Origin of the sequence: Halorubrum ejinorense, assembly GCF_039522565.1 — an archaeon.
GTDB lineage: Archaea > Halobacteriota > Halobacteria > Halobacteriales > Haloferacaceae > Halorubrum > Halorubrum ejinorense.
The window spans coordinates 89,487-103,788 of sequence record NZ_BAAADQ010000016.1; the positions used below are offsets into that span (position 1 = coordinate 89,487).

Sequence of the window (14,302 nt, forward strand, 5' to 3'; positions counted from 1 at the left end):
CGACGGGACGCCCGCGAACGTTCGACGGGGCCATCGGGGCCGATTTCCCGATCAGCCGTCGAGCGGCTCCGAGTCGTCCTCGCTCTCGGTCGCCCGCTCGACCGCGCGGTCGACGTGTCGCTCGCGGGCCCGCTCGACGAACTCCTCTGGTAGCTCGTCTATCTCACCGGCCTGAACGCCCCAGAGCTTCGCGTAGAGGCCGTCCGCGTCGAGCAGGTCCTCGTGACTGCCGCGCTCGACGACCGCCCCGTCCTCCAAGACGAGCGCGGTGTCGGCGTCGGTCACCGTCGAGAGGCGGTGTGCGATGACGAACGTCGTGCGGTCGGCTGCGAGCCGGTCGAGCGAGCGCTGGATCAGCATCTCCGTCTCCGTGTCGACCGCGGAGGTCGCCTCGTCGAGAATGAGTATCGCGGGGTCCTGGAGCACGACGCGCGCGATGGCGAGCCGCTGGCGCTGACCGCCGGAGAGCTTCACGCCCCGCTCGCCGATCCGCGTCTCGTAGCCGTTCGGCAGCGAGTCGATGAACTCGTGGGCCTCCGCGGCCTTCGCGGCCTCGACCACGCGCTCGCGGATCGACTCCTCGTCGCCCTCGGCCTCGTCGATCCGCGTGAACCGACCGTACCGGATGTTCTCGGCGATGGTCCCGTCGAACAGCGTGGTGTCCTGCGCCACGTAGCCCACGGACGAGCGCAGGCTCTCGACGGTCACGTCCCGGACGTCGTGGCCGTCGACGTAGATCGCGCCGTCGGTCACGTCGTAGAGCCGGAGGAGCAGCTTGAGCAGCGTCGACTTCCCGGCGCCGGTCGGTCCGACCAGCGCGACGGTGTCGCCCGGGTCGGCCGAAAAGGAGACGCCACTGAGGACCTCCTCCTCGGCGTCTTCGGGGTCGACGAGGGCGTTCTCGGGGTACGCGAACGAGACGTCGTCGTACTCCACGGCGCCGGCGACCCCGCCGCGGGCGCCACGCTCGGCCTGCGCGCCGCTGCTGCCCTCGGAGACGCCACCGTCGGCGGCCGGTCCGCCGCCGTTGCCGCCGAGTTCGACCGCGTCGTCGTCGTCCTCGATGCGGATCGGGATGTCACGGAGGCCGAACACGCGCTCGCAGGAGGCCTTCGCGTTCTCGTACTGGTCGATGATGTTCGACACCTCGGCTAGCGGCGCGACGAACTGCTGGGTGAGGAGGACGAAGGTGACGAACGTCCCGACCGTCAGCTCGGTGCTGAACGGACCCGGCGGGCCGTTCGCGAGCCAGTAGCCGCCGACCGCGAAGGTGGCGGCGAACGCCAGCCCGGCGAGCAGCTCCATCCCCGGCCGGTAGACGTAGTTGAGCCGGAGGATGGACATGGTGCGCCGGAAGTACGAGTAGGAGGCGTCCTCGACGCGCTCGCTCTCGTGGGCCTCCGTGTTGGAGGTCTTTACCAGTTCGACGCCCGAGAGCGCGTTTTCGAGGGCCGTGTTGAGGTCGCCGACGACGGAACGTTGGGCGACGTACCGCGGCTCGACCGCGCGCATGAACCAGAGCGTGAAGAGGAACATGAGCGGGACGGCCGCCAGCGTGACGACGGCGAGTTCGTAGTTGTAGTAGACGAGGACGCCCGCAATGCCGACTACCATCACGCCTAGACGCGCGGAGTTCTGTAAGGCGTTGTCCAAGAACACCTCCAGGTTCGAGGCGTCGTTGTTGAGGACGGACATGACCTCGCCGGTCTGTTTGTCGTCGAAGAAGGTCATGTCGAGCCGCTGCATCTGGTCGAAGGAGTCGGTGCGGACCGCGTGCATCACGCGGTGGGCGAAGTTGTTCGCGGCGATGCCGTAGACGTACGTGAACACGCCCGTCACGAGGAACGACCCGAAGATGAGGATCACCGAGAGGCGGAACTGCGCGGGCTCCGCGGTCGGGAGCCACCCGTCGGGCACGAGCGGGAGCGTGTAGGGGCCGGTCCCCGTGAACACGGCGTCGATGGCGACGCCGAGGACGACCGGCGGGATCAGTCCCGCGACGCGGGCGACCACGTTGGCGACCATCCCGATCACGAGCCAGTGGGCCTCGGACGCCCCGTACTCGCGGAACAGCCGACCGAGCGGGCGGTCGACCCGGTCGCGGTACACTTCGAAGGCGTTGCGGTCGTCGGCGGCCATGGGCGTACGAGCGCCGGCAGCCCCATGTATCCGACGACCTCGGCGTCCCGTTCCGGGTTCTGGTCATCACCATCGCTGCGCCACCGATCGTTGATACTGACCTCACAGAGTGCGGTGGCGCGTGCCTGTGAGGCCGCCCCGCGGCCGAACAGCGCGCGCGAGGTCGCCGGCGCTACGCGCCGGCTGCCAGAGGATCTTCGATTCTCGCTGGACGCGGTGAGCGCTCGAAGAGCGCGAACCGCGAGGCTGGGGAGGCGTGAGGCTGCGGTGCTGTGCGGGGCGGGACTCAAAGGGGCAGTCGCGAGGACGAAGCACACCGACGTTAGCACCGCAGCGAGTGAGCGGAGCGAACGAGCGAGGAGCGCAACGAGGTGCGCGAGTCCTCGCGACTGGGGCTTTGGAAGTGTTCACCGTCGGGAAGCCAACTTCGCATTACTGAGCAGTTGGGGCTTTAGCGGTGCTCGCTGCCGGTCCACTAGCAATCGATTATAAACGGCGTCCCTCGACGACTGAAGCGGCGGCCGGTTCCCTTCAGCGGGGGTGATCTGGTCGCCGGTCCGTTTAATAAGCGCCGCTCGAACTCCAGTACGTGGACGAACTCGTCGTGAGCACGGAGGTGTACGCCGACCCCGAGGAGGTGTACGCGTTCCTGCTCGACTTCCCGCGGTACGCGAACTACTCCGAGTACCTCAGCGAGGTCCGGACGATCACGGGCGACGGCGGTCCGGGGACCCGCTACGCGCTCCGGTTCGCGTGGTGGAAGATATCTTACACCGCAAACTCGAAGGTTACCGGCGTCGAGCCGCCCGAGCGGATCGACTGGGAGATCACCAAGGACATCGACGCCGGCGGCTGCTGGCGGGTGACCCCCCCGGAGACGGACGACGGCGACGGGGAGACGGGCGACGGGAACTCGACCGACGACGCGCCCTGCGAGGTCGCGCTCGAAGTCGAGTTCGACCCCAGCTCCGCCAGCCCCGACGCGCTCGACCTGCCGCGGCTGGTCTCGTTCGACTGGGTGTTGAAGAAGGCCATCCCGCTCATCAAGGGGGAGGCCGAGCGCGTCGTCGAGCGCGCCGTCCAGGACTTAGAGGGGTCGACAAGAGACGTCGACCTCGACGTGTACGTCGATTCCAACCGCATCTGAGTGAGTCGGTGCGCGACGCCCGCCGCGTCGCCGAGTCGAAGGCCTTAATATATCCAGCGGGGAACGAACGAATGCGTTCGAGGGCTCGTAGATCAGTGGTAGATCATCCCCCTGGCACGGGGAAGGCCCGGGGTTCAAATCCCCGCGAGTCCATGATTTTGTGCCGCGAGCAACGTCGCGAGCTGCGCACATCTGTAACGAGTGGGGATTTGAACCCTACCAGTCGCGCGCAGCGAGCGAAGCGAGCGAGCACGTCTGGTTTTGGTTCAAATCCCCGCGAGTCCATTCCTTCGCTCACTTCGTTCGCTCAGTCGTTCCCTCGCGTGGTCCCACTCGCTCACTGCGTTCGCTCGTGGGACCCCCGCGAGTCCACTTGTACAACTCTCATCTACTGTTTGCTTCTTTAAATAAGATGACTGCCCGTTAATTTTATCAATTAGATAAATATTCTCTACTATGCCGGAGGTTACTGAGCCAGATCTAACTCGTTGGGAAACATACGTACGAGACTATCTTCTTGTGCTACTTCCAAGTAGATTCGAACAACCCGACGACACTAGTGATGAAGAATTGGAAGTCACAAGAAGCATTCTAGCTCAGCAATACGTTGAACATACGAATATTGGCCCGCTTTGGAAGAGCACTCTAATATTGCTAATATATGATTTCGGATTTGAGTTGGATGCAGTTGTATACGGCCTTGTGATTGGTGCTCTTGGCAGTGTAGAGCTCGCTGTATCAAACTTCTACACCCCCGAAATCCTTGCAGAAGAAGTCATTCTACGCTCCGATAATCTAAAATCAGAAATTGAGACCAAGGCAAAACGTACTGTAAAGACCAATGTAGGCGTAACTGGGCTCGTGGTTGGGTTTGTCTGGCAAATACTTACAATCTCAGGTCCAATTCCTGACGAGTTGTTAGCCCAAGGCTATCTCCGCGAAACTTTGCCTAGCTGGCTTGGGTTCGTTATCTGTTTTTCTGGTGTCCTTCTGGTTGTTAGTGTTATATCAAAAATAACAGACTACTTCTAGTTATAATTCGCTCATTGCTGGTTCCGTGCTAAACAGGACTTGAATTGCTATTTCGAAAACATTCTATTAGCCCAGTTTACGCTATTGTGGCCACGCCTCCCGCTCACGCCGCTCCGCATCGCCCGTCAGCTCCGGCGGGACCTCCTCCAGCAACACCGGCGCCAGCGACGCGCCGACGTGCCACGCGACGACCGCCTCGTCTAACTCCTCTAGGCGCACGTCCTGCTGGCCGTAGTACTCGCCCTCGACTGTACAGGAGCCGCCGCCGTCGGCGAAGCAGACGTCGCCGCGCTCGTCGTAGGTGATCTGGACGTGCGCCTCCCGCGCGCTATCGACGAACTTCCACGAGAAGCCGTCGCTCCCCGCGATATCGTCGCGGGCCGCGAAATGGTCGAGCGCCGCGGCCACCTCGTCCTCGACGGGACCCGTGACCGCGCCGTCGTCGGCGCGCACGTGGACCTTCAGCGGGCGGTGGGTCGCGAGCGTGCTCGTCGCGTTCATCAGCCCGGCGGGCTCTTCGCCGTGTTCGAGCCCCTGAACGTGGCCGAGCTCGTGGATGATCGTCGCGTTCATCTCCGCGTCGGAGATCCGGGGATCGACGGTCGCGGTCATCGGCGTCCGCGGCTCGTCGACGAGGAGGTCCGCGCAGCCGAAGTAGCGCGTGTCGTTGCCCTCCACGCCGCACCGATCGACGCGGTCGAACCGGAGGACCACGTCGGCGTCGTCCGCGTCGTCGACGCGCTCGTACGCGACCGGGTAGCCGAGGTAGCGCTCGTCGGTCCGCTCCCAGTAGCCCGTCGCGGCCGCGACGACCTCCGAGACGTTCCGGTCGACGGCGTCGTCGTCGACGTAGAGCCCGAGCGTCGTCTTCCGGTACGGGCTCGGGTGGTCGAGCGCGACGGTCCGCTCGCGCGTTCGGTTCGCGGTCGTCACGACGACCGGGTAATCGCCGCCGTCGAGCCGCACGTCCGTGAACGTGACGGACACCCGGGCCTCCGCGCCGCCGTCGAGCGCGACCGTCCGGTTCGCGCTCGCGCCGGTCCCGTACCGGATCCGGACGGTCTGGTTGCCCGCTAGGTCGCCGGCGTTGGTCACGGTCGCCGCGACGGAGAGGTTCTCGCCGTACGCGACGCCCTCCGGGGCCTCGACGTCAGAGACGGTGAACGTCGCCGGCCGCGCCTCTTCGACGACCAGCGTCCGGGTCGCCGTCGCCTCGCCGACGGTCACCCTGAGTTCGTGTTCGCCCGGTTCGAGCGCCGCGGCGTCGACCGCGGCCGCCACCGTCATCGTCCCGTTCGCGGGGACCGACCGGTTCTCCGAGAGCAGCGTCGCGTCGCCGACCCGAACCGCGACCCGGACCGGATCGAGCGTCGCGTTCGAACTCGCCGACCCCCCGCTCCCGCCCCCGCCGTCGCTCGCGAGACCCTCCCACCGCACGGTCGCCTCGACCGTCGCCCGCTCGTCGTGGACGAGCGACTCGGGCGCGTCGACGGATTCGATCGACGGCGACGGCGCTCCAAAGAGTCCGCCAGCGGTGTCGCCGCCGAGCCCGCCACAGCCGGCGAGCGTGACGAGGAGCGCGACGGCGACGACGGCGCTTGCTTTGCGCATCGGTTACCGGGGGCTCGGAGACGGAGATATATAACATTCGTTTCAACCAGCGATTAGGTGTGACGTGGCGGAGCCCGACCCAACCTCACCTCGTCGCTTTCAGCCCGGATCGACTCGCCGCCGACCGCGGAGACCGGTGTTCGCCGCCGAACGACACTGGCTTGTCGCCCGGTCGCCAACGTATCGTGTGACGCTCCGATGCGACGTTCTCGCGGCGGTCGACGCCGACCGCGGCACGTTTCGGACTCGCCTCTCGAAGCTCGTCGACGAACACGGCCTCGACGGGGAGCTGGTTCCGCCCCGGTCGGCGCACCCGGACGACCGCGCGGAGCGCGAGGCGATGCTGGTCGACCGCGTCCGGGCGCTCGATGACCTCCCGCTCGGTCTCACCCTCACCGGGCCGGCGTACCGCGACACGCCGATCGTCTACGTCAACCGCTGGTTCCGCGACTGGACCGGATACGCGATGGAGGACCTCCGCGGGCGGAACCCCCGCCTGTTCCAGGCACCGGACCCGGACGCCGAGGTCCGCGCCGACTTCCGCGACGCCCGCGCAGACTTCCGGGAGGCCCTGTCGACGTGGTCGCGGGTCACGGTCGAGATCCGAAACCGCCGCTCGGACGGAACCCCGTTCACCGCCCTCGTTTCGCTGCGGCCGCTGTTCGGTGACGCGGGGACGGTCACGCACTGGGTCGCCGCCCAGGAGCCGAAGTCGACCGAAACCCGAGAAGCCGGCGGGAACGCTCCGGAGTGACGCGTTCCCCGAACCAAGCGGCGGACGCCGAACCGGCCCTCACCGCAGCGTCGACGTGGGCACGACCGACGGGAGCACGCCGCCGCCGGTCGCGTCCGCGACGACCGCCTCGGCGACGTGTTCCCCGCTGAGCAGGCACATCGGCATCCCGATGCCGGGATTGGTGTACGCACCGACGTAGTAGAGCCCGTCGACGCCGGGCGCGCGGTGGGCCGGGCGGAGCGGTCCCGTCTGTTCGAGGGTGTGCGACAGCGCCAGCGCGGTGCCGCGGGGCGCGTTGAACCGCTGCCGGAAGTCGGAGACGCAGGCGGTCTCCTCGAAGACGATCCGGTCGCGGAAGTCGACGCCGGCGTGTTCGGCGAGGTCGTCGAACACGCGCTCGCGGAACCGCTCGCGGGTCTCCGGGTCGTCCTCCAGTCCCGCCGCGAGCGGGACGAGCAGGAAGACCGCCTCGTGGCCGTCCGGCGCCGCCTCAGGGTCCGTCTTCGAGGGGACGTGGACGTAGTACGCGGGGTCGTCGGGCCACCCCGGCTCGTCGAAGATGTCGTCGAAGTGGGGCCGCCAGTCGGTCGGGAACACGAGCGTGTGGTGCTCCAAGTCGACGTCGCCCTCGACCCCGATGTACGAGAGGTACGCGGAGGGCGCGTACGTCCGCGACTCCCAGTACGACTCGCGGTCGACGGTCCCGGTCGGCAGGAGGTCGCGCTCGACGTGCGGCGGCGGCGCGTTCGCCACGACGCGGTCGAAGCGTCCGCCCCCGGACGCGGAGTTCTCGCTTCCCCCGCGCCGCTCCGTCTCTACGGTGAACGTCGGCTTCGAGGCCGGAATCGACGGCTCGACCGCGGTCACCGGCTCGTTCGTCCGGATCTCGACGCCGAGTTCGCCGGCGAGGTCGGCCATCGCGTCGACGACGCTCGCGATCCCGCCGCTCGGGTGGTAGACGCCGAGGTTCATGTCGACGTGGCTCATCAGCGTGTAGATGGCGGGCGTGTTGTACGGCGACCCGCCGAGGAAGACGAGCTTGTACTCCGCGATCTGGCGCAGCTTCTCGCTGTCGAAGTAGTCGCCGACGTAGTCGTCCATCTCGCGGAGCTTCGGGAGCGCCCGACCCGACCGGAGGACGTCGGTGTCGACCATGTCGCGGAGCCGCGACCGGCTCGGGTAGACGAACCGGTCCATCCCCAGTTCGTACGCCTCCGCGGCGTCGGCGAGGTAGTCGTCGAGCACGTCGCCCGCGCCCGGCTCGTACGACTCGAACAGCGCCTTCTGCCCCTCGCGGTCGGCCGGCATCGAGGCGCGGTCGCCGTCCTTCCAGACCACGTCGTAGAGCGGGTCCAACTCGATCAGGTCGTAGTAGTCGTCCGTCGAGCGGCCGAAGGACTCGAAGAACCGGTCGAACACCTCGGGCATCAGGTACCACGACGGGCCGGTGTCGATCCGGAACCCGTCGCGCTCGATCCGGCCGGCGTACCCGCCGGGGTGTTCGTTCCGCTCGAACACCGTCACGTCCGCCCCCGCGTCGGCGAGGTAGGCGGCGGCCGAGAGCCCCCCGAATCCGGCGCCGACGACCGCGATCGACTCCCCGGCGAGCGGCTCGTCCGCCTCCGACAGGTCCGCGTCCGGTTGTGTAGTCATCGGGATCCCGTACGGCTCAGGGAGGGTTTACCCTGCGGTCATACCATGTTGGGGGCGCCGTCCTCTCCCGGTTTCGGGCCCCGTTACTCCTCGCTCGTCACTCCCCGCTCGTCGGGCCGTCGCCCTGTAGCCGACGAGCGACGAGAGCGAACAGGCCGAGGCCGATCAGGTAGAGCCGCCGGCCGCCGTTCGCGACCGGGAAGCGGCGTTCGACGGGCTCCTCGATCTCCACGTCCGGGTCGCGGGGCTGGACCGGGTTGCTGACGTGGACGGACTCGCTGGTGCCCCCGGCGCCCGCGTCGACGGTCCGCGTCCCGGTCTCCGGGTCGATCCGGACGTCGACGAACGTCTGGACGAACCCGTCGGCCGTCGAGTAGAACGCCTCGCCGCCCAGGTGGAAGAACCGGTCTCGGAGGGGCCAAAGCGCGTTCACGCCGTCGAGGTGAGTCCAGTCGAGCGAAATGTGCGCGAAGACGTGGACGAAGATGGCCGCCCACGCCACCGCGACCCACCGGTCAGAGAGCCGGTCGCGGACCAGCGACCGACCCCGAACGCGGGTGTCGTAGTACAGCGCCGACGCGGCGACCGCGGGGATCACGAAGTTGTGGCCGACCGTGCGATGCGCGCCGGGCATGATCGGGCCGAGGAAGCTGTCCACCTCGGGGAGCACGACGACGATCAAGAGGACCGCGAGCACCCGCCGGTCGAGGTCGTCGCGCAACAGCGCGGCCGCGAGCAGCAGCGCGAACCCGGCGTGGACGACGGTGGAGGGCATTTACCGGGTCACCTCCGCGTCGGCGTCGGTCGGGTCCGTCTCGGTCGACCCCTCGGTCCCGCGCCCCTCCCCACGGCACCGGACCGCGAGCGTCGCGGCCGCGGCGGCGACGACGACCAGTTGCCACCCGTTCTCGACGAAGTCGAACCGCCGGTCTGCGCCCGGGTCGAGCCCGGGGCGCCCGTCGGGGTTGATCCACGAGGCGACCGGCTCCGCGGTCGCGGCGTCCACGCTCCCGAGCGGCAACAGGCCGGGGCCGTCGGCGCCGAGCGCGACGAACGTCTGGACGACCCCCTCCTGCGTCGAGAAGAGGAGCCGCCCCCGCACGGCGTATCGAGCCTCCTCGAACGGGTACAGCAGGACCGCCCCCTTTCCGGCGAACAGCGCCGAACCGATCCCCGCGACGACGAGCGACGCGAGCGCGACCCACGCGACCCGGACGGCGCGCCAGCCGCCGCGCGCTCGGAGCGTCGACTCCGCGCGGGCGGTCGTGTCCCAGTACAGCAGTCCGCCGGCGAGAAGCGGCGCCCAGACGGCGTGGAAGAGCGCGTTCGTCGCGCCCGGCACGACGAGGCTCGCGGCCGCGTCGAGGCTCGGGAGGAGCGCGGCCGCGACGACGACCGCGACCGACCGTCGGTCGAACGCGTCTCCGAGCAGCGCGGCCGCGAGCAGCGCGCCCACGGCCGCGCTCACGAGCGGCGGTGCCATACCATCGCTGACGCTCGGAGGCGAATAAGCGCACCGGGCGGGCCGGGGTAGATCGGGGCGCTTCCGGACGGACCGATGGCGGTCGGGGAGTCAGTCCCCGCTCGGCTCGCCGTCGACCGTCACGCGCTCGCTCTCGCCCGCGGGGCCGTTCCGCGTCGGTCCGTCCAGCAGGGCGACCGCCATCCGGCGGGCGGCGTACGCGACCGCGTTCGCGAGGTGACAGGCGGCGAGAACTGCGGCGACGCCGAGCGGGACCGCCGCCAGCGCCTCCGGCAGCGTCTCGATCGCCCACGTCGCGGGCTCGCCGTTGACCTCGCCGAACTGGATCGTGACGGGATACCGGGCCGGCGCGGCGACGAGCGGGAGCCCCCTCGTGAGCAGGAGCAGCGGAACGAGGCCGAACAGGGCGACCGAGAACTTCGCCGAGAGGAACCCGACCCCCCGCCACGTCGAGGCGGCGTCCACGTACTTCCGCGCGCCGGTGACCGCGCCGTCGGCCTCGCCGAGGTCGTCCGGTCTCGCGAGGTCGGTCCCGAGGAGCCCGTCCGCGAGCCGGCGCTCGAAGGCCGCGAGCAGCCGAGCGGCGACGAGCGTCGCGAGCAGGACCACGAGCCCGACCAGCACCGGCGCGAGGAGGGCCCCGAAGACGACGCCGAACGAGAACACGCCGGAGTGGACGAAGGCGATCGGCAGCGCGACCAGCAGGTACAGCAGGTGACGATACGTGCGGCCGTCGGCGAGGACGCCGACGACCGGGAGGGCGGCGAGCGGTCGGAGGGAGACCATACCGTGACAGGTCTCTCGTCCAACAAAAATCGGTCGCTCCGCGCCGCGGGATCGGCTGTACGGGCTCGGCGGCCGCGTCCCTCGAATCAGCCGAGGAAGAAGTCGATCGCGTTCCCGGACGACTGGCCCTTGTACAGCTCGGAGTAGCCGCAGTTCGCACAGGAGACGACGAGGAAACTGCGGTTCTGAACGTCGAACATCTTGGTGAGTCCCGTCCCGCTGGTCGCGATCTCGTCGGTCTCGGCCTCGGTTCCGCCGCACTTGGGGCACCCCTCGTCGTCGCCGCCGAGCGAGGCGGGTCGGCCGTCGCCCCGAGCGGCGCGGTCGTTCGGAGCGTCGCGGCCGCCGCCGGCGCCGCTCGCACGGTCCGCGCCGCCGCTGTCGGTATCGGTCTCGTTCGGTTCGTCGTCGCCGAACACGGAATACTTCGAGTCGTCGGTCTCGGAGGGCATCGGCCTCGATTTCAGCGGCGAGCGATAAACTTCTTGTGTCGCTTACTCGTCGATCTCGTCGACGAGTTCGTCCGCGAACCCGGTGTAACCGGCGGGCGACAGCGCCTTCAGCTCCTCGCGAACGTCGTCGTCGACGTCGAGTTCGTCGAACAGCTCGCGGAAGTCGTCGAGCGTCACCGACCGCCCGCGAGAGAGTTCCTTCACGCGCTCGTACGCCTCGGTGTCGCCCTCGCGCCGCAGGATCGTCTGGACCGCCTCGCCGATCACCTCGGGTGTCGCGTCCAACTCCTCGCGCATGACGGCCTCGTTCGGGACGACCTTCCCGAGCCCGTCGCCGGCCTTCGAGTAGCCGATGAGGCAGTGCGCCAGCGCGGCGCCGACGTTGCGCTTGACCGTGGAGTCCGAGAGGTCGCGCTGGAGCCGCGAGCTCGTCACGTAGTCGGTGAGGAAGGTGAGGTCCGAGTTCGCCTTCGAGAGGTTCCCCTCGCTGTTCTCGAAGTCGATCGGGTTCACCTTGTGGGGCATCGTCGACGACCCCGTCTCGCCCTCGACGGTCTGCTGGCCCAGGTAGCGGTCGGAGACGTACAGCCACGCGTCCAGATCCAGATCGAGGAGCACGTTGTTGACGCCTCGCAGCGCGTCGAAAAGCGCCGCGAGGTCGTCGCAGGGGTTCACCTGCGTCGCGAGCGGGGTGTACTCCAACTCGAGGCCGCGCACGAACGACGCGGAAAAGGACCGCCAGTCGACCTCCGGGTAGGCTGCGCGGTGCGCCGCGAAGGTGCCCGACGCGCCCGCGAGCTTCCCGGAGAGGTCCTCGTTCGCGACCACGACGCGGCCCAGCGCGCGGCCGAGCCGCGCGGCGTACACCGCCATCTCCTTGCCGAAGGTGGTCGGCGTCGCGGGCTGGCCGTGGGTCCGGGCCAACATCGGCGTGTCGCGGTGGCCGTGGGCCAACTCGACGAGGGCGTCGCGAACCTCGCGGACCGCGGGAACGATCACGTCGCTCACCGCGGGCTTGACGAGGAGCCGGTGCGCGAGGTTGTTCACGTCCTCGCTCGTGAGCCCGAAGTGGATCCACGGGTACAGCGACTCGGCGTCGGCGAGGGGGGCGTCGGGCGCGTCGGCGAGTTCCGCCAGCCGGACCCGGAGGAAGTACTCGACCGCTTTCACGTCGTGGTTGGTCGCGGCGTACCCCGCGGCGCCGTCGACTTCCAGGTCCTTGATCAGCCGCGCGTCCTCGGCCGAGAACTCCTCGTAGACGCCGCGGAGCGACGCTTCGGCCGCCTCGTCGAAGGCGACGGGCGTCGCGTCGAGCGCGCCCAGCGCGAGCAGGTACTCGACCTCGACGCGGGTCCGGGCCCGCATCAGCGCGGCCTCGCTCGCGTACGACGACAGCGGCGCGGTCCGCGAGGCGTACCGGCCGTCGAGCGGCGAGACGGCCGCGAGCGGGTCCGACCGGGACAGCCCCGAGATGGCATCGTCTGTCACGTCCGCGACTGCCGCCGGAGCCAGCAAAAGCGTGTCGATGGGGCGACGGCACGGATGTGGATCCGTTCTCGTCTCTCGGCGCCGTCAAACCCACATCCGATCCGCAATCGTGGGTATCGACGCGACACGGACCGCAATCGATATACCCGATCGGTCGGACCCACGGGTATGAAGATCGCCGGACTCGCGAGCAACCGGGGACGGAACCTCAGACACATCGCCGACGCCGCGCCGGGCGGCGCCGAGCTGTCGGTCGTCCTGACGAACCGCGAGCAGGCGCCCGTGCTGGAGGCCGCGACGGAGCGCCGGGTTCCGACGGAAGTCGTCGAGCGCGACGAGGGGGAGTCGCGGGAGTCACACGAGCGACGGATCGTCGAGCGACTCTCGGATTACGACGTGGACCTCGTCTGTCTCGACGGCTACATGCGCGTGCTGACCGACGCGTTCCTCGACTCGATGCCGACGACGCTGAACGTCCACCCCTCGCTGCTCCCGTCGTTCCCCGGCACGGACGCCCACGAGCAGGTGTTGGACGCGGGCGTCCGGACCACCGGCTGCACGGTCCACGTCGTCACCGAGGAGGTCGACGCCGGCCCCGTCGTCACCCAGGAGCCGATCCCGGTGTACGAGGACGACGACGCCGACTCGCTGAAGGCCCGCGTCCTGCGTGAGGCCGAGTTCACGGCGTACCCGCGGGCGGTCCGCTGGTTCGCCGAGGACCGGGTGACCGTCGACCGGGACGCCGACGGCCGCCCCGCGAACGTCGCGGTCGAGGGCGACGTGGGCGGCGACTTCCCGGAGCGCCGGTTCGTCTCCGAGGAGCGGTCCGCCTCGCTGCGCTACGGCGAGAATCCGCACCAAGACGCCGCCTTATACGTCGACGACGGCTGCGAGGAGGCGAGCGTCGTCGGGGCCGACCAGCTGAACCCCGGCGCGAAGGGGATGGGGTACAACAACTACAACGACGCGGACGCCGCCCTCGATCTGGTCAAGGAGTTCGACGACCCCGCCGCCGCGGTGATCAAACACACCAACCCCGCGGGCTGTGCGGTCGGCTCGGACCTCGCCGACGCGTACGACCGCGCGCTGCGGACGGACGCGAAGTCGGCGTTCGGCGGCATCGTCGCCCTCAACCGCGAGTGCGACGCCGACACCGCCACCGCGGTCGCCGACTCGTTCAAGGAGGTCGTCGTCGCGCCCGGCTACACCGACAGCGCGCTCGACGTGCTCCGCGAGAAGAAGAACCTCCGCGTGCTCGACGTGGGCCCGCTCGGCGAGGGCGAGGACCGGTTCTCCGAGCGGTTCACCGAGAAGCCCATCGTCGGCGGCCGACTCGTTCAGGAGCGCGACCGCCGGTCGCCCACCGCCGACGACTTAGAGGTCGTCACCGAGCGGGCGCCGACCGACGAGCAGGTCGAGACGATGCTGTTCGCGTGGAAGACCCTGAAACACGTCAAGTCCAACGGCATCCTGTTCGCGACCGGCACCGAGACGGTCGGCGTCGGGATGGGGCAGGTGTCCCGCGTCGACGCGGTCACGCTCGCGGCGATGAAAGCCGAGAAGGACGCGGAGGGCAAGTCCGCCGAGGGCGCCGTGATGGCCTCGGACGCCTTCTTCCCGTTCCCGGACGCGGTCGAGGAGGCGGCCGACGCGGGGATCGAGGCCGTGATCCAGCCCGGCGGCTCCGTCAACGACGAGGACGTGATCGCCGCGGCCGACGAGCGAGACGTCGCGATGGCGTTCACCGGCTCGCGCTGCTTCCGACACGACTGACG

General features: G+C 68.9%; 12 protein-coding genes and 1 tRNA gene. 5 read left to right on the plus strand and 8 right to left on the minus strand.

From position 1 onward, the window contains the following. Positions 1-51: 51 nt before the first annotated feature. Positions 52-2,139 carry an ABC transporter ATP-binding protein gene (locus ABDZ89_RS15855; protein WP_343780633.1) on the minus strand — a complete coding sequence of 696 codons (2,088 nt, stop codon included), beginning with the start codon at positions 2,137-2,139 and terminating at the stop codon, positions 52-54. A 589-nt stretch (positions 2,140-2,728) separates the two neighbouring features. Between ABDZ89_RS15855 and ABDZ89_RS15860 the strand changes: the two genes are divergently transcribed. The 3 genes from ABDZ89_RS15860 (at position 2,729) to ABDZ89_RS15870 (ending at position 4,318) form a co-directional block, all read left to right on the plus strand. After that, positions 2,729-3,286 (plus strand): type II toxin-antitoxin system RatA family toxin, encoded by a 558-nt coding sequence (locus ABDZ89_RS15860; protein WP_343780634.1) that lies wholly within the window; start codon positions 2,729-2,731, stop codon positions 3,284-3,286. An 81-nt stretch (positions 3,287-3,367) separates the two neighbouring features. Next, positions 3,368-3,439, plus strand: a tRNA-Ala gene (locus tag ABDZ89_RS15865). Between the two features lie 303 nt (positions 3,440-3,742). Next, the gene (locus tag ABDZ89_RS15870; RefSeq protein ID WP_343780636.1) at positions 3,743-4,318 is read left to right on the plus strand and encodes a hypothetical protein; all 576 of its coding nucleotides are present in this window, start codon (positions 3,743-3,745) and stop codon (positions 4,316-4,318) included. Positions 4,319-4,399: 81 nt separating this feature from the next. On the opposite strand, the gene ABDZ89_RS15875 is transcribed toward ABDZ89_RS15870, so the two are convergent. Next, complete coding sequence (locus tag ABDZ89_RS15875; RefSeq protein ID WP_343780637.1) at positions 4,400-5,929, minus strand: Ig-like domain repeat protein; 1,530 nt, start codon at positions 5,927-5,929, stop codon at positions 4,400-4,402. Between the two features lie 187 nt (positions 5,930-6,116). Between ABDZ89_RS15875 and ABDZ89_RS15880 the strand changes: the two genes are divergently transcribed. Then, positions 6,117-6,683, plus strand: a complete 567-nt coding sequence (locus ABDZ89_RS15880; RefSeq protein WP_343780638.1) for a PAS domain-containing protein — start codon at positions 6,117-6,119, stop codon at positions 6,681-6,683. Between the two features lie 39 nt (positions 6,684-6,722). Here the strand turns inward: ABDZ89_RS15880 and ABDZ89_RS15885 are convergent, their stop codons facing one another. The 6 genes from ABDZ89_RS15885 to purB form a co-directional block, all read right to left on the minus strand. Continuing rightward, entirely contained in the window at positions 6,723-8,318 is a 1,596-nt protein-coding gene (locus ABDZ89_RS15885; RefSeq protein ID WP_343780639.1) for a phytoene desaturase family protein, read from the minus strand. A 97-nt stretch (positions 8,319-8,415) separates the two neighbouring features. Beyond that, complete coding sequence (locus ABDZ89_RS15890; RefSeq protein ID WP_343780640.1) at positions 8,416-9,093, minus strand: metal-dependent hydrolase; 678 nt, start codon at positions 9,091-9,093, stop codon at positions 8,416-8,418. Next, on the minus strand, positions 9,094-9,801 hold the full coding sequence (locus tag ABDZ89_RS15895) for a hypothetical protein (RefSeq protein ID WP_343780641.1): 708 nt from the start codon (positions 9,799-9,801) through the stop codon (positions 9,094-9,096). Between the two features lie 90 nt (positions 9,802-9,891). After that, positions 9,892-10,587 (minus strand): sensor domain-containing protein, encoded by a 696-nt coding sequence (locus ABDZ89_RS15900; protein WP_343780642.1) that lies wholly within the window; start codon positions 10,585-10,587, stop codon positions 9,892-9,894. A gap of 86 nt (positions 10,588-10,673) precedes the next feature. Beyond that, positions 10,674-11,039 carry a zinc ribbon domain-containing protein gene (locus tag ABDZ89_RS15905; protein ID WP_343780643.1) on the minus strand — a complete coding sequence of 122 codons (366 nt, stop codon included), beginning with the start codon at positions 11,037-11,039 and terminating at the stop codon, positions 10,674-10,676. Between the two features lie 42 nt (positions 11,040-11,081). Beyond that, positions 11,082-12,527, minus strand: a complete 1,446-nt coding sequence (purB, locus tag ABDZ89_RS15910; protein ID WP_343780645.1) for an adenylosuccinate lyase — start codon at positions 12,525-12,527, stop codon at positions 11,082-11,084. Positions 12,528-12,695: 168 nt separating this feature from the next. Here purB and purN point away from each other — a divergent pair, with 168 nt between their 5' ends. After that, the gene (gene purN, locus ABDZ89_RS15915; protein WP_343780646.1) at positions 12,696-14,300 is read left to right on the plus strand and encodes a phosphoribosylglycinamide formyltransferase; all 1,605 of its coding nucleotides are present in this window, start codon (positions 12,696-12,698) and stop codon (positions 14,298-14,300) included. Positions 14,301-14,302: the final 2 nt, after the last annotated feature.

Bases quoted from the DNA above. Each gene is read 5' to 3' on its own strand.
- ABDZ89_RS15855 (WP_343780633.1), bottom strand. From the start codon at position 2,139: ATGGCCGCCGACGACCGCAACGCCTTCGAAGTGTACCGCGACCGGGTC.
- ABDZ89_RS15870 (WP_343780636.1), top strand. From the start codon at position 3,743: ATGCCGGAGGTTACTGAGCCAGATCTAACTCGTTGGGAAACATACGTA.
- ABDZ89_RS15875 (WP_343780637.1), bottom strand. From the start codon at position 5,929: ATGCGCAAAGCAAGCGCCGTCGTCGCCGTCGCGCTCCTCGTCACGCTC.
- ABDZ89_RS15885 (WP_343780639.1), bottom strand. From the start codon at position 8,318: ATGACTACACAACCGGACGCGGACCTGTCGGAGGCGGACGAGCCGCTC.
- ABDZ89_RS15890 (WP_343780640.1), bottom strand. From the start codon at position 9,093: ATGCCCTCCACCGTCGTCCACGCCGGGTTCGCGCTGCTGCTCGCGGCC.
- ABDZ89_RS15895 (WP_343780641.1), bottom strand. From the start codon at position 9,801: ATGGCACCGCCGCTCGTGAGCGCGGCCGTGGGCGCGCTGCTCGCGGCC.
- ABDZ89_RS15900 (WP_343780642.1), bottom strand. From the start codon at position 10,587: ATGGTCTCCCTCCGACCGCTCGCCGCCCTCCCGGTCGTCGGCGTCCTC.
- ABDZ89_RS15905 (WP_343780643.1), bottom strand. From the start codon at position 11,039: ATGCCCTCCGAGACCGACGACTCGAAGTATTCCGTGTTCGGCGACGAC.
- purN (WP_343780646.1), top strand. From the start codon at position 12,696: ATGAAGATCGCCGGACTCGCGAGCAACCGGGGACGGAACCTCAGACAC.